23 protein-coding genes are annotated in these 24,216 nt (G+C 58.1%); 10 read left to right on the forward strand and 13 right to left on the reverse strand.

Annotation, left to right across the window (positions count from 1 at the left end; all coding sequences use genetic code 11):
• Position 1 precedes the first annotated feature (1 nt).
• The 13 genes from ABVT36_RS12590 to ABVT36_RS12650 all read right to left on the reverse strand — a co-directional run bounded on the left by ABVT36_RS12590 (position 2) and on the right by ABVT36_RS12650 (position 11,164).
• On the reverse strand, positions 2–1,012 hold the full coding sequence (locus ABVT36_RS12590; protein ID WP_368456885.1) for a D-cysteine desulfhydrase family protein: 1,011 nt from the start codon (positions 1,010–1,012) through the stop codon (positions 2–4).
• A gap of 81 nt (positions 1,013–1,093) precedes the next feature.
• A complete protein-coding gene (yajC, locus tag ABVT36_RS12595) occupies positions 1,094–1,426 on the reverse strand; it encodes a preprotein translocase subunit YajC (RefSeq protein ID WP_368456886.1) in 333 nt (110 codons plus the stop codon).
• A 116-nt stretch (positions 1,427–1,542) separates the two neighbouring features.
• Complete coding sequence (locus ABVT36_RS12600; protein WP_367150355.1) at positions 1,543–1,989, reverse strand: helix-turn-helix domain-containing protein; 447 nt, start codon at positions 1,987–1,989, stop codon at positions 1,543–1,545.
• Positions 1,990–2,868: 879 nt separating this feature from the next.
• On the reverse strand, positions 2,869–3,345 hold the full coding sequence (gene bcp, locus ABVT36_RS12605) for a thioredoxin-dependent thiol peroxidase (RefSeq protein ID WP_368456887.1): 477 nt from the start codon (positions 3,343–3,345) through the stop codon (positions 2,869–2,871).
• A gap of 66 nt (positions 3,346–3,411) precedes the next feature.
• Entirely contained in the window at positions 3,412–3,933 is a 522-nt protein-coding gene (locus ABVT36_RS12610; RefSeq protein ID WP_368456888.1) for a DUF2244 domain-containing protein, read from the reverse strand.
• A gap of 400 nt (positions 3,934–4,333) precedes the next feature.
• Entirely contained in the window at positions 4,334–5,314 is a 981-nt protein-coding gene (locus ABVT36_RS12615) for a malate dehydrogenase (RefSeq protein WP_368456889.1), read from the reverse strand.
• Positions 5,315–5,563: 249 nt separating this feature from the next.
• Positions 5,564–6,196 (reverse strand): dUTP diphosphatase, encoded by a 633-nt coding sequence (locus tag ABVT36_RS12620; protein ID WP_368456938.1) that lies wholly within the window; start codon positions 6,194–6,196, stop codon positions 5,564–5,566.
• Positions 6,197–6,223: 27 nt separating this feature from the next.
• A complete protein-coding gene (locus ABVT36_RS12625; RefSeq protein WP_368456890.1) occupies positions 6,224–7,000 on the reverse strand; it encodes a TatD family hydrolase in 777 nt (258 codons plus the stop codon).
• A gap of 7 nt (positions 7,001–7,007) precedes the next feature.
• On the reverse strand, positions 7,008–7,361 hold the full coding sequence (locus ABVT36_RS12630) for a PilZ domain-containing protein (protein ID WP_367150347.1): 354 nt from the start codon (positions 7,359–7,361) through the stop codon (positions 7,008–7,010).
• 109 nt (positions 7,362–7,470) lie between these two features.
• Positions 7,471–8,496, reverse strand: coding sequence for a DNA polymerase III subunit delta' (locus ABVT36_RS12635; RefSeq protein WP_368456891.1), 1,026 nt, complete (start codon positions 8,494–8,496; stop codon positions 7,471–7,473).
• A gap of 146 nt (positions 8,497–8,642) precedes the next feature.
• Positions 8,643–9,272 carry a dTMP kinase gene (gene tmk / locus ABVT36_RS12640; protein ID WP_368456892.1) on the reverse strand — a complete coding sequence of 210 codons (630 nt, stop codon included), beginning with the start codon at positions 9,270–9,272 and terminating at the stop codon, positions 8,643–8,645.
• A gap of 1 nt (position 9,273) precedes the next feature.
• Entirely contained in the window at positions 9,274–10,314 is a 1,041-nt protein-coding gene (gene mltG, locus ABVT36_RS12645; protein ID WP_368456893.1) for an endolytic transglycosylase MltG, read from the reverse strand.
• 13 nt (positions 10,315–10,327) lie between these two features.
• Complete coding sequence (locus tag ABVT36_RS12650) at positions 10,328–11,164, reverse strand: aminotransferase class IV (protein ID WP_368456894.1); 837 nt, start codon at positions 11,162–11,164, stop codon at positions 10,328–10,330.
• A gap of 399 nt (positions 11,165–11,563) precedes the next feature.
• On the opposite strand from ABVT36_RS12650, the gene ABVT36_RS12655 reads away from it, so the two are divergent.
• The 10 genes from ABVT36_RS12655 (at position 11,564) to ABVT36_RS12700 (ending at position 23,697) form a co-directional block, all read left to right on the forward strand.
• Positions 11,564–12,268 carry a TVP38/TMEM64 family protein gene (locus tag ABVT36_RS12655; RefSeq protein ID WP_367150341.1) on the forward strand — a complete coding sequence of 235 codons (705 nt, stop codon included), beginning with the start codon at positions 11,564–11,566 and terminating at the stop codon, positions 12,266–12,268.
• A complete protein-coding gene (locus ABVT36_RS12660) occupies positions 12,268–14,511 on the forward strand; it encodes a hypothetical protein (protein ID WP_368456895.1) in 2,244 nt (747 codons plus the stop codon). Before ABVT36_RS12655 ends, ABVT36_RS12660 begins: the two co-directional genes overlap by 1 nt.
• Positions 14,508–15,791 carry a glycosyltransferase gene (locus ABVT36_RS12665; RefSeq protein WP_368456896.1) on the forward strand — a complete coding sequence of 428 codons (1,284 nt, stop codon included), beginning with the start codon at positions 14,508–14,510 and terminating at the stop codon, positions 15,789–15,791. The genes ABVT36_RS12660 and ABVT36_RS12665 overlap by 4 nt, the downstream gene beginning before the upstream one ends.
• 1 nt (position 15,792) lies before the next feature.
• Positions 15,793–18,225 (forward strand): endonuclease/exonuclease/phosphatase family protein, encoded by a 2,433-nt coding sequence (locus ABVT36_RS12670; RefSeq protein ID WP_368456897.1) that lies wholly within the window; start codon positions 15,793–15,795, stop codon positions 18,223–18,225.
• A 97-nt stretch (positions 18,226–18,322) separates the two neighbouring features.
• Complete coding sequence (locus tag ABVT36_RS12675; RefSeq protein WP_367150337.1) at positions 18,323–19,003, forward strand: Bax inhibitor-1/YccA family protein; 681 nt, start codon at positions 18,323–18,325, stop codon at positions 19,001–19,003.
• A 61-nt stretch (positions 19,004–19,064) separates the two neighbouring features.
• Complete coding sequence (gene tusD, locus ABVT36_RS12680) at positions 19,065–19,457, forward strand: sulfurtransferase complex subunit TusD (protein WP_367150336.1); 393 nt, start codon at positions 19,065–19,067, stop codon at positions 19,455–19,457.
• Positions 19,458–19,460: 3 nt separating this feature from the next.
• Positions 19,461–19,823, forward strand: a complete 363-nt coding sequence (gene tusC, locus ABVT36_RS12685; protein WP_368456898.1) for a sulfurtransferase complex subunit TusC — start codon at positions 19,461–19,463, stop codon at positions 19,821–19,823.
• Between the two features lie 2 nt (positions 19,824–19,825).
• Positions 19,826–20,101, forward strand: coding sequence for a sulfurtransferase complex subunit TusB (gene tusB, locus ABVT36_RS12690; protein ID WP_368456899.1), 276 nt, complete (start codon positions 19,826–19,828; stop codon positions 20,099–20,101).
• Positions 20,101–20,436 (forward strand): TusE/DsrC/DsvC family sulfur relay protein, encoded by a 336-nt coding sequence (locus ABVT36_RS12695; protein WP_368456900.1) that lies wholly within the window; start codon positions 20,101–20,103, stop codon positions 20,434–20,436. The genes tusB and ABVT36_RS12695 overlap by 1 nt, the downstream gene beginning before the upstream one ends.
• A 783-nt stretch (positions 20,437–21,219) precedes the next feature.
• Positions 21,220–23,697, forward strand: coding sequence for a TonB-dependent receptor (locus tag ABVT36_RS12700; RefSeq protein ID WP_368456901.1), 2,478 nt, complete (start codon positions 21,220–21,222; stop codon positions 23,695–23,697).
• Positions 23,698–24,216 lie beyond the last annotated feature (519 nt).

The raw sequence follows: 24,216 nt of genomic DNA on the forward strand, positions 1-24,216 counted from the left end.
TTCAGGGAGGGAAAGAGAAGTGTTCCCGGTGGGGAAAAAGGCCGAATTGCCCTCCGGTATGCACGAATACCAGGTTGTCACAATCGCTGTAGGTCCCCTTGCTGAGTTCCTGCAGCAGTCCATAAAACGCCTTGCCGGTATAAACCGGGTCCAGTATCAGCCCCTCCAGCCTGGCCACTTCGCTGATGGCCCGGTAAACCGGCTCCTCCGCCAGTGCGTAGCCCGGGCCGATATAGTGCTCATTGACGCGAATGTCCAGGGCCCGCTCATCGGCATTGCTGCCCGTGGCCTGCCGCCACTGCCCCACATCCTCGAGCACCTTGCGCCGAAAATAATCGGCACTGTCACATACGGCAAAGCCGGTGACATGGGTCCGGACGCCGGCGATGTGCGCCCCAAGGGTCAAACCCGCCTGGGTACCGCCACTGCCAGTTGCACAGACTATATGCTCCGGCTCGAACCCCGCGTTGCGACAATCTTCCAACAGCTCCTGCACCCCGGCGATATAGCCCCAGATGCCCAAACCGTCACTGGCACCAGTGGGGATACTCAGCGATTTGTGCCCCAGCTGTGCATGATAGTCACGCCAATGCTCGAACAACTGCTCCAGTTGACTGAAGTATTGCCCGGGTGAATAAAAAGCCACCATGGCGCCCGCCAGTTCGTCCAGCAGAAGATTGCCGTCGGCTGCGCCACTGTGCTGCCCGCGCAATATCAGCTGCACGCGCAGCCCCAGCCGAGCGCCCACCAGGGCGGTGGTGCGACAATGGTTTGACTGGATACCGCCACAGGTGATCAAGGTATCACAACCCTGTTCCAGTGCGGCGCCGGCGACGAACTCCAGCTTGCGCAGCTTGTTGCCGGACATGCCGCTCTCGGTCAAATCGTCACGCTTGACCCAGATTCTCGGTCCGCCATAGGGCTTTGAATACTTTTCACTGATGCGATTCAGTGGTTGCAGCGGAGTGGGGAGCTGGGCCAGGGAAACCCGGGCGGGAAAGGCGAGAGACATGGCGCACCTTCACAGAGGGTGGACAAAAAACCCGGCCAGGGCCGGGCTCAGACGATTCCGGTACAGCTGTATCCGGTCCGTTTAGACGTTTTTGATCGTACCCTTGGGCAGAACCGCGTGCACCGCCACCTTCTGGAACCTCAACGACATCTTGTCAGCCACTTCCAGCAGTATGTAGTCATCGTCTACTTTTTCGACACGGCCCAGCATACCGCTGCTCATGACCACCTCATCGCCCTTCTTCAAAGCGCTCACCAGTTCCTGATGTTCCTTCTGGCGCTTGCGTTGTGGCCGGATAATAAACAACCACATAAAGGCAAACAGGCCCGCAAACAGCAGCAGGGTCACCATCGGATTACCCTGCGGTGCGGGAGCCGCCTGCTGTGCCATTGCAGTGGGGATAAAAAAACTCATTCGCAAACCTCGATAAGAGTCAGCCTATAAATTTGCCGCCAACTCTAACGGGTTTAACACTTGGAAGCAATGTCGGGCGGGCCGCGCGACCGAAGCCGCGCGGCCCTGTGACACATTTAGAAGCGCTGTCGAACCTGACGCCGATAGCCGGTTGGGGACATACCGGTCCAGCGCTTGAAGGCGCTGGTGAAGCTGGTCCGGTCGGAGAAATCCAGGATCCTGGAAATACCATCCACACTCAGCGCAGTATCCTTGAGGAAATGCACCGCGTGGCGGAAACGGACATGGTCGCGCAGCGACGCGAAGCTGAGGCTGTGCTCCTGCAGGCGGCGCTGAAGCGTGCGGGTCGACATGCTGAGGTCCGACGCCACCGGGCGAATGGCGAGCGATGCTTTGCCTATGCGCTGTTCCAGTACATCGATTACCCGCGCGGCTATGCCAAAGCTGGTGGCCTCCGGCGGTGCCAGTAGCTGGTCGAGAATATTGGGATCTCCCGACGCCATGGCCTGCTGGAGTGGTTTGTCTTCGGAAAGAGAGGTTTGGTCTGGTTGAATATGATTCATCGAGCTGCTCCTTATAAGTTCCGTGAGCCGTAGTTATTTTTCTTTGTCCGCATCCTGCGAATCCCTTAACACCTCAGTCTGTCCCATCGCCGCCTGGCGAGCGGGTCGTGAACCGATTGAAAGGATGTTACTGAAGCAGACATCGAACCCTCCATAGAGCTGTTCAATTTGTAAACTACTTAGCGCCCCGGCAACTCCCGAAAGGGATACAACTGGGTTACCGGCGCACCTTTCCTTCACACAGTCGAGTATAGACCAAGATTTGAAATGCAAGGGATGCCAGGAGGTTTTTTTTTTGACGATTGTGAAAAAACAGTCAAACGCCAATTTGGCGTACCCCTATACTAATTAATTCGATAATCCAGTGGGGTCCGGAATAACACAAAAGGGATTTTTACGCCGTAGCAATCTTACAGACCATAGAAACGGGACTTATCAATCAATGAATCTATTCATATAACCGTGGATTGGTACTCGAATTGTTGCACACCAACCCGGCAGCGATTTGACCTCACCGTCAGGTGGAAGTTAGTTTCGACGTCACCCGCCCTTCTAATCAAATTATTTTCGATAATTTTAAAATTTCGGCTGGGCTGTCGAGCAATTAGCCCCTTGCGTTATAGAGGCATGCGCAGGATCTGCTTTATCAATTAAAAAAGAACTTATAAACCAGCGCCCCTGGGAAGGGCGCCCAAAGCGACGGTATAACCCCACCGGCGGTGAGGGATTATACTGGAGGAGGCCTTCATCCGAGTCGAGCAAACAAATAGTCGCAACAACCGGCACCCTCCAGGTCTGAGGTTACCCAACCGCTTAATAATCACCCGACAAAGCGAAACCGTAAACAGGCCAAAAACCTTTCGGATTTATTTTCTGCCTTCACTCAAGATTATCGCAAATCCAACTCAGCACATCATCGTGGTGGCTTTTGGTTTTCACTTTGTCGATGATGTGCCGCAGGCGACCCTGCCGATCAATAATGAAAGTGGTTCTCAGCAGACCCATGTACTCCCTGCCCATGAACTTCTTCAGCCCCCAACAGCCGTACTTGTCTGCGATTTTATGGTCCTCATCGGCCAGTAGATCGAAATTGAGGCCGTGCTTGTCGATGAATTTCTGTAACTTGCTCTCGGGGTCTGGGCTGATACCGAGTACCACCGTGTCCGCCTTTGCGAACTGGTCGATGCTGTCCCTGATGCCACAGGCCTGGGTGGTACAGCCCGGCGTCAGCGCCTTCGGATAGAAGTACAACACCAGGTTTTTCTTGCCACGAAAGTCCTTTAGCGAAACTTTTCTGCCATCCTGATTCGTCAGCGTAAATACCGGCGCGAGATTGCCCAATTTTGGAAAAGCCATGCCCCTCCCCTCCTGTAACGTCGATTCAAATGCTGGCGATTATAATGAAAATACTGCCGGGCATTGCTAAAAATCTTTTTCGCGGTAGTGCCGCTCCCTGCGTGCGCAAATTCCGCACTGACCCAGTTTGCACACCAGATCGGCCAGTTCCGCGTCGGTAAGAAAGCCCCCGACTTCAAGACAACCCTCGGGGCCACTGAAGCTCAGCGATGCCGGTTGCCCGCTGCCTGCCTCCACCCGCACCAGGACCGACAAGCTGTCGCGGATAAACTCGCGTCGATAGATACTGCGCAGGCGATGCCCCCGACAACAATCGAGTATTACCCGCTGACCATCGATTCGGATCACTTCGCGCCTGGTCCCCTGCAGGTAGACATAACCCAACAAAATACACAGCAAGGCGGCTTCCAGGCCCGCGAACGGCAGTATCATCCAGGCCCCGGATAGAGCGAAAGCGATGCTGATACCCAGAGAGACCGCGAGCAGGGAAACCAGGACCCACAGGTTGCCGGCCAGCGAAAGGGACTGGTTCGGGGCCAGTAGAATACAGGCGTTGCGCGGAGAGGTTCGGCCCACTTCAGTAACCATGGCACAGTGTCCTCAGGCCAGCTAGGGAACCTCTGGTTAGTTCAGTACTGCCTCAGCGGAGTTGCCGGGCGGGTCCTTTCAGTGTAGACGCGCAACAGAGAATAGTTGAAATACGCGCCCGGCCGGACAGTTAGCAACCCGACAACTATAAGTTGCCGGGTTAATGGGTTACAAGGAAATGCCGCCGCGGGATGGAGGCCTGCGCAGCCCCTGTCGCACGATTGCCCGGCTTTCAAGGGCGACAATCCAATGGGTGAAGGATCAGCTATTGGATTGCCCGCTTAACCGGGTCTGGGCATCGGCACTTTCCAGAAGCGAACCACAGCGTTGCTGGAACGGCGGACCCAAAACGGCAATCCGCTCACTGGGCGGATTGCCCCGGGCAGCTATTCCGAAGGGATCAGGGTAGCAGATGCGCCACCGCGTCACGCTCTTCGATCAGTTCCCGTTCGGTGGCCAGCATTTTTTCACGGGAAAACTCGTTGATGTCCAGATCCTGAACAACACTCCAGTCCCCATCACGACAGGTGCAGGGAAAGGAGTAAATCAGACCCTCCTCTATGCCGTAGGAGCCATCGCTGTATATCGCCATGCTGGTCCAGTCGCCATCCGCTGTGCCCAGCGCCCAATCACGCATGTGATCGATGGCAGCGTTGGCCGCTGATGCAGCGGAAGAAGCGCCACGGGCTTTGATGATGGCCGCACCGCGCTGCTGGACGGTCGGAATAAAATCGTCCTCGTACCAGCTCTGCTCCACCTTATCCATAGCGTTGCCACCGGCAACCTTTACATGGTGGAGATCCGGGTACTGGGTGGAAGAGTGATTGCCCCAAATGGTCATATGGGTGATGTCGTTTACCGATGAGTCGGTCTTGTCCGCCAGCTGCGACAGTGCGCGATTGTGGTCCAGGCGGGTCATGGCGGTAAAGTTGCGCGGGTCCAGATCCGGCGCATTGCGCTGGGCGATCAGCGCATTGGTATTGGCCGGGTTCCCGACCACCAGCACCTTGACACTGCGGGAGGCGACATCGTTCAGTGCCTTGCCCTGGGCGGAGAAAATTGCCGCATTGGCTTCCAGCAGGTCCTTGCGTTCCATTCCCGGACCCCGCGGGCGGGCACCCACCAGCAGGGCGTAGTCCGCGTCCCTGAACGCCACCGTGGCGTCGTCGCTTTGAATGATGCCCGCCAGCAGCGGGAAGGCGCAATCCTGCAGCTCCATGGCCACCCCTTTGAGTGCCTCCAGAGCGGGGGTGATTTCCAGCAGTTGCAGAATGACCGGTTGATCTTTGCCCAGCATTTCGCCCGAAGCGATGCGGAACAGCAGAGAATAGCTGATCTGGCCAGCCGCGCCGGTGACGGCAACACGTACAGGTGCTTTCACAATGGTTCTCCCTCGATTGTAGGCGGGCCGCATTATAGAGACTTGGGGACAAATTTCACCTGGCCCGGTCCCTGGCAGGCCAGTGAAACGGCTTCTCCAGCAACCTGCTGCCCCCAGCAAAGATGTTCGGGTCGCAAATCAAGCGCGCAACCGCTTGATCCGACACGGAGGGCATGGGGACATCTGCCGCAAACCCGGACCGGGCAAAGCCGGGGAAGGCTTTCTGCCGCCCGTTAGTGTGAACAGGTCCTAGTTAGCCGGAGCTTTGGACACGGCTCTGTAACGCTCCGCCAGGGCCCTGTAGAGTTGCTCTGCAAAGTCCGCCTCGCCCGTATCCAGGCTATCGGTAAGCTCGGCCAGGTGCTCGTTGTCCTCGCGGCCGCACCACACCTTGACGTAGGTACCGTCTTTATACCCGTGTTCCTGTCGAAAGCGGTTGAGAATATTCTTACCTACATAGCGCCGGTAGAGCTCATCGAAACCCATGTCCACGTCGGCCAGCAGTTGCGCGAATCCCGTGAGATCGAACTGACGGCTGGCGAGGGTATTGAGGGTAAAAGTCTCCAGATTCGCACGGAAATCGCCGGCAATTCTATTTTGCCCGCTCAGCTCCGCCTCCATGGCACTGGCCACTTGATCCGGACTGCCCTGCTGCAGCTCGAGGCTGAGGCCAAAGTGCCAGATATCGACCAGCTCCAGCTTGACCTGGTCCAGCTCCGGCTCCTGCTTTTTCCACCACTTCCAACCGAAATGATCCAATAGTTCGGCGCTCTCCACCCAAATGGCCCGGTACCAGGGAAAATTCTGCTGCCGCCAGTCAGTGTTGACAAGCGTATTGATTTCATCCTGCAGGGTCAGCATCAGCTGCAATTGTCGCTGCATCATAGAGAGTAAAATCCTGTAATGGGCTCAAATGGCCCGGGGAAACAAGCGAAAAAAGTTTTCAGTGGTCGCTTCGGCCAGCCGTTCGAAGGGCAAGCCGCGCAGATCTGCGACAAACTCCGCCACCTCGCGTACATAGGCGGGTATATTGGATTTGCCGCGATAGGGAACCGGTGCCAGGTATGGGGAATCGGTTTCCACCAGCAGTCGGTCCAGGGGGATCCTGCGGGCAACGTCGCGCAGCGCCGCCGCATTCTTGAAGGTCACTATGCCGGACAGGGAGATATAGTAATTGAGATCCAGCGCGGCTCTGGCCATCTCCCAGCTCTCTGTGAAACAGTGCAGTACCCCGGCGTGCTCCGGATTTCCATGGGCCCGAATCAGGTCGATGGTTTCCTCGCGGGCATCGCGACTGTGCACTATCACCGGCAGCCCGGCCTGCCCGGCCGCCTGCAGATGCGCGGTAAAGCTGCGCCGCTGAATTTCCTTGGTGTCGGTGCTGTAATAAAAATCCAGACCGGTTTCTCCCAGCGCGACGACACCAGGCTTGCGTGCCAGCGCCAGCAGGGTGTCGACTTCCGCCAGCCCTGACTCCACATCCAGTGGATGCACACCGACGGAGCAGACCACGTCACTATAAGCGGCCGCCAGCTCCACTACCCGCTCGACATTGTCCAGGCTGATGCCCACACACAAAAACTTATGCACGCCACGATCGCGGGCCAACGCCAGTACGGCATCGAGGCCGCCATCGAATTGATCCAGCTTTAGCCGGTCCAGGTGACAGTGAGAATCAACAAGCATGGGGTATTTACAGCGTGTGAGTCGGTCGGTTCGATTCCAGCGATCCGGCCAGATAGGTCTCAATCTTGTTTTGCGCTACGTGGTCCTTATCGCTGAATTGGATCCCCACGCCGGGAGTGCGGTTGCCCTGGGCACCGGTGGGGGTGACCCACACTACCTTACCCGCCACCGGGACCTTCTCCGGCTCATCCATCAGGCTGAGCAGCAGGAAAACGTCATCGCCAAGGTTGTAGGCCTTGTCCGTACTGATAAACAGGCCGCCGTTTTTGACATACGGCATATAGGCCGCATAGAGCACCGACTTGTCGCGAATCTTCAATGAAAGGATGCCGTTGCGGGCACCGCCTCCCATGGCCTTCATGATCGCCCCCTGTTGTTCCCGTAACGGGATAACTTATCCGAGCAGCCGGCGGCTGTCCAGATTCCACAGAACCCACACCTCACCGGTGCGGTAGCTTCGTCGCAACCGGTCACTGGTAGAGCCTCCCCCATCGCACCAACAGTTCCTCCAGCAGCAAAACCCGATTGGGATTGGCTCCGCTCACCAGTGCCTGGCGCCCCTGGGACAGGTGATCGTAAAAGCTGAACAGAGCGCGCAGATCTCTCTGCCCCACCCTGGGCAGTCGCTGCAGCAATCCCATGATTTGCGGGTCCAGGGTCAGATCGCAACTGCGCGCACGCAGCATCTGCGTAACCCAATGCTGCCAGAACTGCAGCAACATAGTGAGTTCTATATCGCCGGATGGGGTTGCCCAACGCCCGGCTATCGCCACGGCGCTAGCGCCAGCGCGGCTGAGCGCTGACAGATCCTGTAGGAACTGATCACGGGCTTCCCGGAACTCCGGTTCCGCCAGCTGCAGCGCCAACAGCGGCGCACCACTCGCCAGCGCCAGTACCCGCCGCCCGATCTCGCCATCGAGACCGCCCGCCTTCAGCCAGCTCAACGCCGTATCCTCTGGTGGCGCCGCAAAGGGCAACAGTTGGCAACGGCTGCGAATCGTCGGTAACAGCCCTGCCGCTGCGTCGGTGATCAGCAAAAAGATCACCGCCGCTGCCGGCTCTTCCAGGTTCTTCAGCAAAGCGTTGGCCGCGCTGGCATTCATCGCCTCCGCAGGTGCCAGCCAGATCACCCGCGCCCCCTCTCTGCCGCTGGTCCTGGCAACAAATTCCCCCAACCGGCGAATCTGTTCCACCTTGATGGGACCACCGGATTTGTCCGGCTCGACCCGGAGAAAATCCGGGTGCGAACCCGCCTGCCACAGACGGCAGCCCCGACAGTCGCCACACGCCAGTCCATCCCGCGGCTGCTCGCACAGCGCCAGCGCGACAAAAGCTTCTGCAAAACGCCGTTTACCGAGACCCGCCTGCCCGCTTAACAACAAGGCGTGCGGAAAGCGTTCCGCCCGCCACTGGGCGCCGAGCCGCTGCCAGGATTCCCCCTGCCAGGGCAGAGGTGACGGGGTCGCGGATGGCGTGTATTTGTTACTGTCCGGCACTGGATACCTATCCCGTCCTATTTAAGTCCACTCACCCGAAAACCGAGATCAAGCATTAAGTTAAATATTTAACCTACCGATTTGCATATAAATAATTGGGTGCGCGCATCACAAAACCCTGCCCAAAATAATCCACCTCTGGCCACCTAAGCTTCCAGCAAAAGGCGTTCCAGCTCACACTGAAGCTGGTGTTGAATACTTTCGAGAGATGCACTGGCGTCGATGATCGTATAGCGCTCCGGTGCCACCGCGGCCCTCGCCCGATAAGCCGCCCTTACCCGTTCGAAAAAGGCGATCTGTTCACTTTCGAAGCGGTCCGCAGCCCCTGTTCCCGCAGCCCGCTGCAGGCCCACCTGGGGGTCCAGATCCAGCAACAGCACCTTGTCCGGGCGCAGTTCCCCTTGCACCATCTGCTCCAATTGCCCGATCAACACGCCGTCCAGCCCCCGGCCGCCGCCCTGGTAGGCATAAGTTGCATCGGTAAACCGATCGCAAATCACCCATTCACCCCTTGTCAGTGCGGGCTGGATAACCTCCGCCAGATGCTGGGCGCGGGCCGCGAATACCATCAGCAATTCTGCAGTGGGGTCCACCTGCTCCTTCCGCCGGCTCAGCAGCAACTCTCTCAGTTGCTCTGCCAGAGGTGTGCCGCCGGGTTCCCGGGTCTGTACGAAACCGACGCCCCGCTGTTCCAGCCAGCGGGTGATAAACAGCAGGTTGGTGGACTTGCCGACACCCTCTCCCCCTTCCAGGGTGATCAATTTTCCACGCTTCAAGTCAGTCCCCTTGTGCCGGGCTGGAGCGGTAGTCGCTGCGGCGCTTGAGCTGGTAGGCGCGCACAGCGCGGTTGTGTTCGGCCAGCGTCGCCGAAAAATGGTGATACCCGTCACCCTTGGCGACGAAGTAAAGGCTGTTTCCATCCGCGGGGTTGAGCGCAGCCCGAATCGCCTCTCGCCCGGGCAGGGCGATCGGCGTAGGCGGCAGTCCCCGAATGACATAGGTATTGTAAGGTGTTGGCCGCTGCAAATCAGCGCGGCGCAGATTGCCATCGTAGGTCTCACCAAGGCCGTAGATTACCGTCGGGTCCGTTTGCAGCCGCATACCTCTATTGAGCCGGCGCACGAACACGCCGGCAATGGCTTCGCGTTCGGATGGCTGACCCGTCTCTTTTTCCACCAGCGAAGCCATGATCAGGGCCTGGTACCGGGAGTCGTAGGGGAGCTCCGCAGCGCGGGCCTGCCACTCCTCCTCCAGCACCTGTTGCATCCGCTTGTGGGCCTGCCGAAGCAAATCCATATCCTTGGTCCCGGAGCGATAGATATAGGTATCGGGAAAAATCCAACCCTCGGGACTTTCCCCTGCGAGCCCCAGTGCCTGCGCCGCTGCCTCTGCGGTCTCGCCCTGCGCGGTCTTGACTATTTTCCGGCCGGAGCGGACCTGATTGAGCGCCTTCTGAAAGGTCCAGCCCTCAACCAGTGTAAGACGGTAGCGGGTTACATCGCCGCGATTGAGACGGCCCACCAGATCCATGGCATTGGAACCCTGAGGGAGCAGGTATTCCCCCGCGTGGATGGCCGTTTCCCCACGCCAGCGCGCATAGAGCACTGCGAGACGGGGCCACTGGATCACACCCTGCCGGCTCAGCCGGTTGAGGACACGGGACAGATTGTTCCCCTCCTCCACATCGATACGCAGCCCCTCCCCGGGAATGGCCAGCGGGCGCACCAGGCTGGCCTGCGCCGCCCACAGGGCAGCACCCGAAACCACTGCCGCCACCAGGACAGTGCCGATTACAAAGCGACGGATAGGCGCCTCCAATTTGCTTGTCTACTCACCACAACCCTTCCGCGACCAGCCGTTGCAGGTTTTGCGTTGCCTCACCGGGCCTCCAGCGGCGAAAACCCAACAGTTCCACCACCGGGACTATGCCGCGAACACTGTTACACACCGCCAGCTCTTGTGCTTGCAGTACAGAGTCCAGCGAGCAGGGCCGCTCCAGCAGGGGAATCCGGCTGTGGAGCCAGTCCCGCATCACTCCCCGCACACCTGCGCCGATCAGGTCCGGAGTCACCCAGTCGCTCCCCTGCCGCAGCAGAATATTACCATGCAGTGTTTCTATCACCTGGTCGCTGTCGTCCATCAGCAGGCCTTCGCAGGGGCCGCACTCCGACGGCAGCTCAGCGGCGGCGAGATTATATCGTTTCCGCGATAGCGTTTTGCAGCCGGGGTTCACGCCCCGGGAAGTGAGCAACCGGGTCTTGCACAGGAATAGAGTGGCGCCCTGTGCCGACAGGGGGCCGGAATCCAACTCCGAGACAGTCAGATCCCAGTAGCGGTCACCGCCCATCCTGCCGTATCGCAACCGGAGTTTCAGCGCCCGGTCCTCCAGCCCGTCCACTGCCGTCCTGATCCCCTGTTCCAGGCTTTGTAGCTGGTCCGCCGGTAAAACGCCGCTGCGCTGCAGCCGCGCCAGGTGCAATGGCCACAGCGGCAAGTTGCCACCCTGACAGCGCATGGTTTCCAGCAGGCCATTGGAGATGCTGTGGTCCGGGGGCAATTCCGTCACCGCCGCGCCGTTCTGAAAGTAAAGGGGAAGTGGAGCCATAGGCACTGTGGGCACGCCGGACCTTTGCTGAACCCTGCTTGTGTCGTGGTCAGCAGCTTTCATGGGCATCGCATCGCCTGCCGTTTGAGGGCGGCCGAGTGTAGCAGGATGCCGGGACGCCTCCAAGGCCAGGGATATTACCCCAGTCACCAGGAGGAATAAGGGGTGTGGGCATATATCCAAACTGTATATTTAAGTTTAAAAAATTATTATAACTAATTGATTTTATTAAATAAATTTAAGCTGATAATAAATCTACAAATAGCTCACGGAGCAAACTGGAGCGCCGATTTATCCCTGGTGGCCTGAGGGCCGGAATTCTCTCAAGTACTCAGTGACCAGGATCCAGTTGCACTGCATCGGACCAAAAGGCGGATGGCCGCAGACAGTTGGCTAGGCTGTAAAGTGGAAGGCCGCGAAGTGTTCCCGGTCTGCAGTATTGACTCGGGGCGTGGTAAAGGCGTGAAGAGTTCTCCGATATGGATTCCAGTGGTCTGCATCCTGGTAGTGACCCTGGCCCTCGGCCTGATTCTGTATTTCGATCTCGACGACCAACTCGTCACCCTGCTTCAGTGGCTCGACGGCCAGGGCTGGCACGCGAGCCTGCTGTTCGTTCTGATCATGGCGGCGGCAATTGTCTGCCTGGCCCCGGGGGTGGTTTTCACCATGGGGGCCGGATTCGTATTCGGTGTGATAAAGGGCACCATCTTCGTCCTGGCCGGTACTGTACTCGGCGCCACCATCGCGTTCCTGATCGCCCGCTACTGCATAGGGCCCCGCCCTTCGCGCTGGCTGTTATCCCACGTGAAACCGCCCAATTTGGGGGAAATCATGCGGGACGAAGGTTGGCGCTTGATTATGCTCACGCGACTGGTGCCGCTATTTCCGTTCAAACTGTCCAATTACTTTTTCGGTCTCACGCCTGTGCGCCTGTGGGATTTCGTTCTGGGCAATTTGATCGGCATCATCCCGCTGACGGTACACAATGTTTATATAGGTTCTATCGCCTCCGACCTGGCCACAATGGGCAGCATGGACGCCGGGCGCACCCCGGTGCAATGGGCCTTCTATGTGCTGGGATTCATTCTGGCTATCGTCGGTGTGGTAGGACTGATGCGTTTTGCCCGCCGCGCTCTGGCGCAAAAAATTGATATCGAGGATCTCTGATGCCCTGGATGAAATGGTTGCCCTGGCGGTTCATGGTCGGCAAATTCGCCAGAGCACACGGTTTTCTCGATCCGCTTTCGGTGATGGCGCGCCTGCAGCGGTTTTCGGAGCCCTCGGAAGTTGCCGAACCCATAGAATTGCTGCGCGCAGGAGTTGTTTTCCACGCCCGCGCGCTAATGAACAGCAAGGTGATTCAGCACAATCTGGACTGGGTCTGGCCCTACTGGGTGGAACGCCAGTTTGACCCCACCGACAAGTCGTTTATTCCCCGTGCCTTTTCCATCACTCACTGCAATCTCAGCCACCGCAACTGGACCGCCGTGGGCCAGCCAGACTGCGAGGAAATGCCTATCGTCGACCCCCGCGGTCTGCTGATGCCCTATTACGACGGCTGGTCGATTGATGTATGGGTGGTGGATGACGGCGGCGACAGGCTGATACCGGCTAAGGCCGGCGACTGCTGCCAGAAACTTGAAATGGGGAGCAATATTGCCGTGGTCACCGAAACCGCCAGTGGTGACAACCGCCTGCGCAACCGGGTTTTGGTCGAGGGCGGCATTGAAGATCGCCAGTGTGTACTGGAGCTGACAGCTGAGTGCCGGCAAGGCGGCTGGCTGGTGGTGGCACTGCGGCCATACAACCCCGAGGGTGTCAGCTTTTTGCACAAGGTGCGGCTGGATGAGCGCCGCCGCAGCTGGTTGATTGAGGAGAAGCAGGCGGTGGAGTTCGACCGCCCGGTGGAGCGACATCTGGCCTCCGATTATCGGCACGGCGATGTTTTCCTGCACCTGGAGGATACTGGAGGCCGGACCCACAGCGAATGTGAAGTGGGCATGGCTACCGCCGGCGCCATGTTTCGCGTTGAATCCGGCGACCCACTGGATATTAGCGTGCATATTCCACTGCACAGCGACAAACATACTTCCGGCCCCGCCCAGCGCTGGGCCGACTGCCTGCACAATCACTGCGCCCTGTCGGTACCAGACCCGCATTTGCAGTTTATCTATGATGCGGCCATACGGACCCTGATACTGCATTCGCCCTGCGATGTTTACCCCGGCCCCTTCACTTACAAACGGTTCTGGTTTCGCGATGCGGCTTTCATGATCCAGTCACTGCTTTATGCCGGACTTGTGGAGCGCGCCGAACGGGCTCTGGATCAATTTCCGAAACGGCAAAAGGGTGATGGTTTCTTCCACTCCCAGGATGGTGAGTGGGACTCCAACGGAGAGGCCCTGTGGATTTTCGATCTTTTCTGCCAACTGACCAATCGGCACCTCAAGTCCCGCTGGCGAGAACCGGTTTTGCGCGGGGCCCGCTGGATTGACTCTAAACGCAACCCCAGGGACGGCAGTCGCTGCGGCGGCTTATTACCGGCAGGCTTCAGCGCCGAGCACCTGGGTCCAAACGACTGCTACTATTGGGACGATTTCTGGGGGCTGGGCGGACAATTGGCAGCCGCAGCCATCTGCGACCGCGACGGACTGCAGCATGAGCGCGAGGCCTTTACCACCCAGGCGATGGATTTTCGCCAGACTATCGACGCCAGCCTGGCTTCGGTGGCCGAACGGCTGGGACGACCCGCGATGCCCGCTTCCCCGAATCGGCGGCTGGATTCCGGCGCCATTGGATCCATCGCCGCGGGTTACCCCCTGCAGCTCTATCCCGCACAGGATCCCCGCCTGACAGACCTGGTGGAGTATTTACTGGACAACTGCTTTGTCGGTGGTGGTTTCTTTCAGGATATGATCCACTCCGGTATCAATGCCTACCTCACCCTGCATATTGCCCAGGTGATGCTGCGCGCCGGGGATAGCCGCTGCCTCCAGCTTATGCGCAATGTCGCGGCCCTGGCCTCACCCACAGGTCAGTGGCCGGAAGCCATCCATCCCCACTCCCTGGGTGGCTGTATGGGCGACGGCCAACACGCCTGGGCGGCGGCGGAGTGGATTGCCATGCAGCGCAACTGTTTTGTGCGCGAGGAGGGCGAATCCCTCATACTGGCTTCCGGTTTGCCGCCGGAATGGCTCGCCGACGAATCGGCTCGGGCGCCAATCACCTTCGGCCCCGCCCTCACCCGCTTTGGCACAATCTCGCTGGAAATCATCCCCGGTACCAGGCCCCAGGTCCGGTGGATGGCGGAATGGTATCGCCGGGAGCCCTCCATCGAGGTGCGACCTATTGGTTTCGTCGCAGCCGTGGCGGGCGCGGACACCAGCCAGGTGGAGCTTACCGCCCCGTGAACATTGTGATGCTCACCAACACCTACCTGCCGCATGTGGGCGGGGTCGCCCGCTCGGTGGCTGCCTTCAGTGAGGAATACCGGCGGCGGGGACACCGGGTGCTGGTTGTAGCGCCGACTTTTCCGGCTGAGATAAGGGGTGAGCGCGACGTTGTGCGCATTCACGCCCTGCAGAATTTCAATGGCAGTGATTTTTCCGTAGCTCTGCCTTTCAGCGGCGACTTGCGGGAAAAACTGGAGGATTTCCAACCGGATATCGTCCATTCCCACCACCCTTTCCTGCTGGGCATGACCGCACTGCGTATCGCGCGGGAGCGGGAACTGCCACTGGTTTTTACCCACCACACCCTTTATGAGCGCTACACCCACTATGTCCCGGCAGATTCACAGGTCTTGAAGCGATTTGTAATCGAACTTGCCACCCGCTACGCCAATCTGGCCAGCCTGGTGTTTGCCCCCAGTCAGAGTGTGGCCACGCTGCTGAAGTCACGGGGAGTCACTACACCGATAGCGGAGGTTCCGACCGGAGTATCTGAACTCCAGTTCACCCCCGGAGACGGTCTCTCCGCGCGCACCCGCATGGCAATACCCGCCGGGGCCTTTGTGCTGGGCCATCTGGGCCGGCTGGCGCCGGAAAAGAACCTCGACTTTCTCGCTGGCGTGGTGGCCAGCTTTCTGCGAACCCATAGCGACGTTCACTTCCTGCTGGTGGGCAGCGGCCCCAGCGCCGCAGGTGTTAAGGCCCTGTTTGCCAGTCGCGGGCTCATCGACCGCCTGCACATGCCCGGAACCCTGCAGGGGGTGGAACAGCGGGATGCCTACGCCGCCATGGATGCGTTCGTCTTTTCCTCTACCAGCGAAACCCAGGGTATGGTGCTCACGGAAGCCATGGCCGCTGGCACGCCGGTTATTGCAGTGGATGCCAGCGGCAGTCGCGAAGTGGTACGAGACAGGGTAAACGGTCGCCTGGTAACACCTGGCAGCGCCGCAGAGTTCACGCAAGCGCTGGAATGGCTATACCAGCTCGACGGCGCCGGACAGCAGGCATTAAAAAAGGCAGCCCTGCAGACCGCACAACATTTTTCCATGCACACCTGTGCCGATCTGGCATTGAAACTCTATCAGCCGCTACTAAAACACGACTGGCGCCTGGACGACTCCCTTTATGCCCAGTGGCTGCGCATGCGCCATTTGGTTGCGGCACAATGGGAAATCATCGAAGGCGTCACCAGTGCCGCCGGTGCCGCCCTGGGTGGCGAACAACCCCGGCACCCGGATTGATATGTTATCCCGAATTGAGTCCCGTCTGCGCCGCTGGCGCCGTCACTTCAGCCGCAGCGAGTGGATGGCGAAGCTGCTTAAGCTCTCGCGCAGCGACAGCCACCCCAACGACCACGGTCTGATTCTGATCCAGATCGACGGCCTCGCCTACCCACAGCTGCAAAAGGCGCTCGCAAACCGGAAGATGCGCTTTTTGCGCCGCCTGATTCGCAAGGAACACTACCACCTGCAGCATCTTTTCCCCGGGGTTCCTTCCACCACCCCCGCGGTACAGGCAGAGCTTTTCTACGGCGTCCGCGCAATCGTACCCGCATTTGGCTTTATGATGCGCGAGACCCAGGAACTGGTCAGGATGTACGACCCCAAAACAGCCACACGGGTCGAGGAAAAACTCAAAGCCTGCCACACCGAGCCCCTGCTGCGTGGCGGCAGCTGTTACCTGAGCCTGTTTCGCGCCGGTACCGAGGATGGCGAGGCCCACTTTTGCCCCGCCTCCCAGGGCTGGGGCCCCGCCCTGCGGGACGCCGGCCCAATTACCGTACTACTGGTTTTGCTCAGCAATCTCTGGGGCTTTGTCCGCACCGGCACCCTGCTTCTGATCGAATCGGTGCTGGCGCTGGTAGACTCAGTGCGCGGCATCATTGCCGGCCAGGACCTTTGGCGGGAACTGATGTTCGTGCCCACCCGGGTCGCAGTGACCATTCTGATGCGGGAACTGTGCACCTTTGGGGTCAAGATAGACATAGCCCGTGGCTTGCCTATCGTATACGTCAATTTTCTCGGCTACGACGAACAATCCCACCGGCGCGGGCCCGGATCAGCCTTTGCGCACTGGACCCTCAAAGGCATCGACAATGCCATCTCCAGAGTCTGGCGGGCCGCGCACCGCTCCCAGCGGCGGCACTATGATGTGTGGATTTTCTCCGACCATGGCCAGGAATATGCGCAACCCTACCAGGAGCGCTACGGGCGCTCGCTGGCCGACGCGCTGGCTGAAGTTCTGGCTGAACTGCCCGCGAAAGCCCAGGGCTTCCGCAGCAGTGGCCACCAGGGTGTGCAGTTACAGCGCGCGCGCCTGTTCGGCAGTGAGTGGATCGAAAAAATGATCCCCTCAGACCAGGGCGAAACAGTACACAGTGAATCCCCCCTGGCGCTGGCCGCCCTGGGCCCTGTGGCCATGTTGTACAACGTACGCCTAAATGGCTGCTCCCGCGCCGACATAGCGCGCGCGGTGGTGGAGAAAGCCGGAGTTCCGCTGGTGCTCTACAAAAACGGGGAGGGACCGGACGCACCCGTGGCCGGCTGGCACCTGAGTGGCGCAGTGCAACTGCCGCGAGATGGCCCCCGCCTGCTCGGTGACGACCATCCCTTCAGGGACGAGACCGCCGCGGACCTGGCCCAGTTGTGCCGGCACCCGGATGCGGGGGATTTCCTCATGTTCGGTTGGTGTGCCGGCCAGGAACCCATGACCTTCGCGGTGGAAAACGGCTCCCATGGCGGCCCGGGCCCCAACGAAACCAACGGCTTCACGCTGCTGCCCGCCGACATTCACACGCCGGCCAAGGGTTTTTGGCGGGCTGAGGACCTGCGCCGCGCCGCACACCAGTTCCTGCAGGATTCGAGACTTGCCCTGCCCTCCCCCAGGTCGGTAGGCGCCAGAACCCTGCGTATCATGACGTACAATGTCCACAGCTGCCTCGGCATGGATGGAAAATATGCACCCGGACGCATTGCGCGCATTATCGCCCGCTACCAGCCGGACGTAGTTGCGCTGCAGGAACTGGACGTCAGCCGAGCCCGCAGTGGGGGCGTGGACCAGGCGCAGCAGATAGCGCACTACCTGGAAATGGAGTTTCAGTTCCATCCGGCCATCCACCTGGAGGAGGAGCGCTACGGCGACGCCATACTGTCTCACCTGCCCATGCGCCTGATCAAAAAAGGGACACTGCCGGGTCCACCGGGACTGGGCAGCCCCGGCTTTCTACCGGGACTGAACGAACCCCGCGGTGCAGTCTGGGTCGAAATCACCCACAACGGCGAAAAGATACACCTCATCAACACTCACCTGGGCCTCAGCAAATCGGAGCGCCTGCGCCAGATAGAGGCTTTGCTGGGCCCCCGGTGGCTCGCCAACCCCCGCTGTAAGGACCCCAAGGTCTTGATGGGCGATTTCAACACCCTGCCGAACTCGGTCGAATACAACCGGCTGGCCAGGCGCCTGCACGACGCCCAGCTCCATGCCCCGGGACACAGGGCGCTCGGCACCTTCCCCAGTCGCATGATTCAGGTCCGCATTGACTATGTGTTCATCGAGCGCCACATCCGGGTCACCAAAATACAGGTGCCACGCACCGAGCTGACCCGCCTGGCCTCGGACCACCTGCCTCTGATTGTCGACATAGAACTGCCGTTAACCAGCCACAACCCCTGCTGAAGTCTGGCCCGCTCAGCCCCAGAACCACACTTCGACTTGATGGTCCAATCCAGTATCGATATGATTCATCTCAATCGTTCACTAGCAGGAGTCGCTAATGCAACCAAGAGTCTATTCACAGTCCGCCGTAGTGGATCGTCAGGAAACGGCCAAAGTACTACGCAACACCTATACCCTTCTGGCCATGACAGTGCTCTTCAGCGCCTTTACCGCCGGTATCGCAATGGCTCTGGACATGGGCCGGGGACTGGGCCTGCTGTGTTCCATCGCCGCCATTGTGCTGGTCTGGTTTGTGCTGCCGCGCACCGCCAACTCGTCTGCCGGCGTGGGCGTAGTATTTGCATTCACCGGTCTGTTGGGCGCCTCCCTGGGCCCCTTGCTCAACCACTACCTGGGTCTCGCCAGTGGTGGACAGGTGGTCATGCAGGCACTGGGCACCACCGCGCTGGTTTTCTTCGCCCTGTCCGCCTATGTGCTGACCACACGCAAAGACTTCAGCTTTATGGGTGGCTTCCTGTTCGTGGGCCTGATCGCGGTGCTGGTATCCGCCTTGGGCCTGATGATCGCGAGCTTTTTCGGCGTCTACCTGCCGATGGCGCAGGTGGTGTTGAGCGGTGTGATCGCACTTCTATTTTCCGGGTTTATCCTGTATGACACCAGCCGCATCATCAACGGTGGAGAAACCAACTACCTGATGGCCACCACCGCCCTGTATCTGGATATACTCAACCTGTTCACTGCCCTGCTGCATCTGTTCGGCTTCGCCTCCGACGACTGATCCCGCAGCGGTGAACCCATTGGTGCCCCGCCCTTGCGGGGCACTTTGCGTTTAGCCTTCTATGAAATTCTCGCTCGCAGTTTACGCCGCCCCCCACTCGTCCGAGTCCGCATTGACGGCACTGCGCTTTGCCCGCGCCCTGCTGGCCGCCGGGCACCAGATCTACCGTGTATTCTTTTACTGCGATGGCGTGCACAACGGCAGCGGCCTAAGCGCACCGCCCCAGGACGAGCCGGATCTGCTGAGCCAGTGGCAGGCCCTGCAACAGGAGCACCAACTCGACCTGACGATCTGCATCGCCGCCGCCCAGCGGCGGGGTCTGCTCAGTCAAGCGGAGGCCAGACGGCTGGAGAAACCCGCAGCCAACCTCGCCCCAGGCTTCGACCTGGCCGGCCTGGGACAACTGGCTGACGCCGTCGCCCGGTCGGACCGCCTGATCACCTTCGGAGGCTGAGCCATGACAAAAAAATTGCTGGCCCTATGCCGCCAGGCCCCCTATGGCAATGCACTGGCACGCGAGGGATTGGAGGCGGTACTGGCGGCAGCTGCAATGGAGCAGGCCCCGGACCTGCTGTTTAGCGGTGACGGCGTCTTTCAGCTGCTGCCACAGCAGTCCCCCCAGGCGATCGGACAGAAAAGCCTGCAGCGCAACCTGCAGGCGCTGCCGATGTTTGGTATAGAAAGGGTATACGTGTGCAATAAAAGCCTGGCACAACGCCACCTCTCCATAGAGCAACTGGCCCGGGAACAATTCGAAATAGTGCCCGTCGCCGACAGCGGTGCTTTTATCGGGAATTACGACTCAGTAATGAATTTCTAACCATGACCCTGCACATTGTCAGTAAATCGCCCTTTGCCAGCAACGCGCTCAGGGACTGCCTCTCCGCATTTGCCGACGGTGACACCCTTCTATTGATCGAAGATGGCGTCTATGCACTGCAGGGCAACCAATGGGAGGCCGTTGGGCCCGTCTATTGCCTGGAAGCCGACGCCCAGGCAAGGGGCATCCCCATGCGACCCGGCGTTCAGGCCCTGGATGAATCTGGCTGGGTGGATCTCTGTACCCGTCACAACCCCATTGTCAGTTGGTTCCAGTGATGGAAACGATGCGAGTCAACGGCAAAGCCATCACCCTGGACAAGGATGGGTACCTTCGTCACCTGTCCGACTGGAATCCGGCAGTGGCGCAGGCACTGGCCAAACGGGAGGGAATAGAACTTACCGAGGCCCACTGGCAGCTTATCGAATTATTGCGGCAATTCTATCGGGAATTCGAATTGGCCCCTGCCATGCGCCCACTGGTAAAGTATGTAGGCCGGCACCTGGGAGCCGACAAGGGCCGTAGTATTTATCTGATGCAACTTTTTCCACCAAGTCCCGCCAAGGTCGGTAGCAAAATCGCCGGATTGCCGAAACCCACCAACTGTCTTTAGCAACTATCAATCCAGCAGCAGCTGTCGTCAAGTTTCATTCGGGGAAATTTGCTGATAATCCAATGGACCCGGAATTTCCCCATGGTAGGGTTTCCTGTTGAACGAAATCGAACCAATTATCGGATAAGTGTTCACCGAAACTCAAAAAATACCTGTATTCATAACATTCACAGCCAACCGAATTTTTCTGATTATACTCGGCCTCAGTAGCCACAAAAAAAATCAAATGGAAAAATAACTATTGCTTTTAACGAGGCAACCAAATGAGTTACCGGCTAACAAGAAGCTTCCGGGTTAGCCCTCAATTCAGAAAGAACAGGCCCCCTTTCGATAATCCTGCCTCATAAGGAGGTCAAGCCATATTCAAGAAGGGATAGCGCTGTCAAAATATTTCAAGCGGAGCTTGGGCTTAACAAATAATCTATAAATCCCTGCAAAAAATACATACGCATTTAGCAGATTTTTATTGAGTAATAACTCCCGACAACCCCCTATTCCCACAATCAATTTTTCCTGCACCTCAAAAGAAATATCAAAAAGAATAATAAAGTGCCATTTTTGGAATAAAAATTTCCTCAGTTCTGGTACACCTGTATAGAAAAAAGATAACTATTGTGATAATTTCGAGTTGATGCTCTGAAGGTCTAGCACAAAGAAAATAATAGTACACCGCAGTTGGCACGCTGTGGAAAAAGGACCAGCCTTACACCGGCAATCATTATTCTTTTGGTGTTCTCCACCGTAGTTGTGTGCCCATATAACAACAAATCACTGGAGAGTTCGATGAGCAAACACCAATTCATTGTACGATGTCCACTGGCATTGGCTATTGCCATCAGCACACAGGGCCTGGCGGAAGATCTGACCCTGGAGGAGGTTACCGTCACCGCCCAAAAGCGCGAACAGAATGCACTGGACGTGCCGGTAACCGTGGACATCTTTTCCAGCAACGATATAGACAACACCAATGCGCTCAGGTTGAGCGATATGGCCAACTATATTCCTGGCTTTGATGTCAGCTCCGGTATCACTCAATCGGCGTTAAGCATCCGCGGTATCAGCAGCCCCACCATCAGTGCCGGCGGCGACCCCTCGGTGTCCGTTTTCTACGATGACGCCTATGTTCCCGGTCCGGCTACCTCCATGTCATTTACAGATATCCAGCGGGTGGAAGTGCTAAAAGGCCCTCAGGGTACACTGTTCGGCCGCAATGCGGCGGCCGGCACAGTCAATATATTGCCCAATCCGCCACAGAGCGATTTCGATGGCTTTGTTTCAATGCGCATAGGTAACTTTGGTCTGCGACAGCTGGAAGGTATGGTAAATGAGCCGATGACCGACCACCTGTTTATACGCGGTAATCTGATCAGCTACCAGCGCGATGGATTTGTCGAGAATATTTACCCCGGTGGTGCGGATTCAGGGGCCGAGGATCTTGTAAGCGGCCGCCTGGCTGTGCGTGGGGAAATCAGTGACAGCACCACCGTGCAATTTGCCTACGACTGGGACAAGGTGAGTAATGCACCTCGCCAGGCCATAGGTGTCAGTCCCTATGGTTTCAGCACAGACCCCTTCGCCGGCAAGGTGGAAAACGATGTGCGTGGTGATGGCGAGACCCGCTCTATGTCCACACTCAACGCCAAATTGATGCACAGCTTTAATGATGACTGGAGCCTGAAGTGGGTATCCAGTTACCGCCGCTGGGAAACCTATAATCGCGAGGAGGAAGATGGCACGGCCGACCCCAGCCGCTACCTGGATACCAACAATATTTTCGACTCAGATATCAGCTACCACGAACTGCAGGTGAATTTCATCCGCGAGCGCCTGACCGCGGTCATGGGAGTCAATTACTCACACGAAAACATCTTCCAGAGCACCGAAGTCACTGCCACCGCCAACTCGTTGACCCGTCTGGTAACCACCAATATCATCAGTGACCCGATTCTGCGTGAACAGATCGCCAGCGGTGCCGCGCTGTCCGTGGGGGGTTACCAGGGCGATGGCAGTGCCGGTGATCTGGCTGCTGATCAGGCGCTTGCTGCGCTCGACACTGTCGATCATCTGTGGGAAGCGGACGACTGGGCCACCTTTACCACCCTATTGACAGGGTCCGAGTTACCACAAACCGGGGTTTTATACGAGATAGTCGCCTACAATGTGCTCGGCACCGGTATGCTGCTTGGCCCTATCTACGCAGACTGGAACTGGGTTGAGCGGGTGGAAAACACTGGCGACTTTACTAACTGGGGCATCTATTTCGATCTGGATTATGCCTTTACCGACAAATTTAACCTTATTGCCGGCCTCCGCTACAGTGCCGACGAGAAATCCTTTACCTGGCTGACACCCGGTACAAATTTCCGCGGGCGACGCACAGAAATAGAGGAGGTGATTTTCTCCACCGCCGACAACTACAACGTCGGACAGGGTGTGCGCCGGGCCAGCGATAAGTGGAGCGCAACCACCGGTCGCCTGGTGGGGCAGTATCATTTCAGCGACCGGGCGATGGCATTTTTATCCTACTCCACCGGTTACAAATCCGGCGGCTTCGACTCCCTCAATCTCCTCACCGCCGACACACCCATCGAACCGGAAGAGGTGATAAATACCGAACTTGGGCTGAAAGGCGACCTGCCCGGCAATCTGCGCGTACAACTCAGTTATTTCGATATGGTCGTGGACAACCGCCAGCGCAGCGTAGAGAGCAAACCGCCCGGCTCCGCCAACGCCCTGCCCCGGGTTATCAATGGTGACCAGAAGTTTAACGGCTTCGAGATCACCCTCGACTGGCTTCCCTTGGACAGACTCCGCCTGGGCCTGGTGACCACGATCCGCGACCAGGAATCCCAATGGGACCCCTTCTATGATGCAGAGGGTGAATTACAGCAGGATCGCGATAAATCCTCCACCAATACCGCCTACACCCTGGCCATGGACTGGACACCGGCGATACCTGTGGGATCGATACAGTTACACATGGACTACATCTACGCTGAGAACAACGACCAGCTGGACCCCAATTACCTGGCCAGTTTTGGTGCCATCAAGGGTATCGGTGTGGACGACAAACGTCTCAACGGTCGCCTGTCATGGCAGAATAGCAGCGCCAGCTACGAACTGGCACTCTGGGGGCGCAACCTGTTGGATAACCAGCGTGCAGCCATTCCGAGCGGTCGCACCCTGGAAGTGTTTGGTACGCCTTACACAAATATTTTAGAACCCCGCAGCTTTGGAGCTGAGATACGCTATAATTTCTAAATTTTATTGAGGGGCAGAGGGAATTTTACCGCATAATCGAACAATATTTCTTCTAACCTTTTATGCTCGCGGTTTGCCTGACATGCTCTCCACTTTCCAGTCCGCGCAGCTTCAAACAGTGTCCACCACTTACGAGAACGATAGTTTAGAAGCCAGTGGAGCCATAGCCTCAGAAAAGCTTCCACAAACCATAGTGCGTCGACCAATCGAGCAATCTCAAACGTATAGTACCTGTCATTGGCGAGAAAAAACCCTTTTCTCCCGCCACACATAAAACTCTGCATCGAACCCTATCCGAGCCTCAATCCACTACTTGCGCCGAATACTATTATTTCATTTGAACTTTAACTGTAATTGCCTGCTAAACGGCCATGATAGGGAATTCAATTGTTTGCCCCACCACAATTGAACCTGTATTCATAATTACAGACCTAAACCGACTTAGGCTCAATTCGGCAGGAGTAACATTTTGTCGGATACCGGTAGTCTGCTAGATAAGAAACGCAACTGAGTTCTATG

This window comes from Microbulbifer sp. TYP-18 (assembly GCF_040932045.1).
In the GTDB taxonomy this organism is placed as follows: Bacteria; Pseudomonadota; Gammaproteobacteria; order Pseudomonadales; family Cellvibrionaceae; genus Microbulbifer.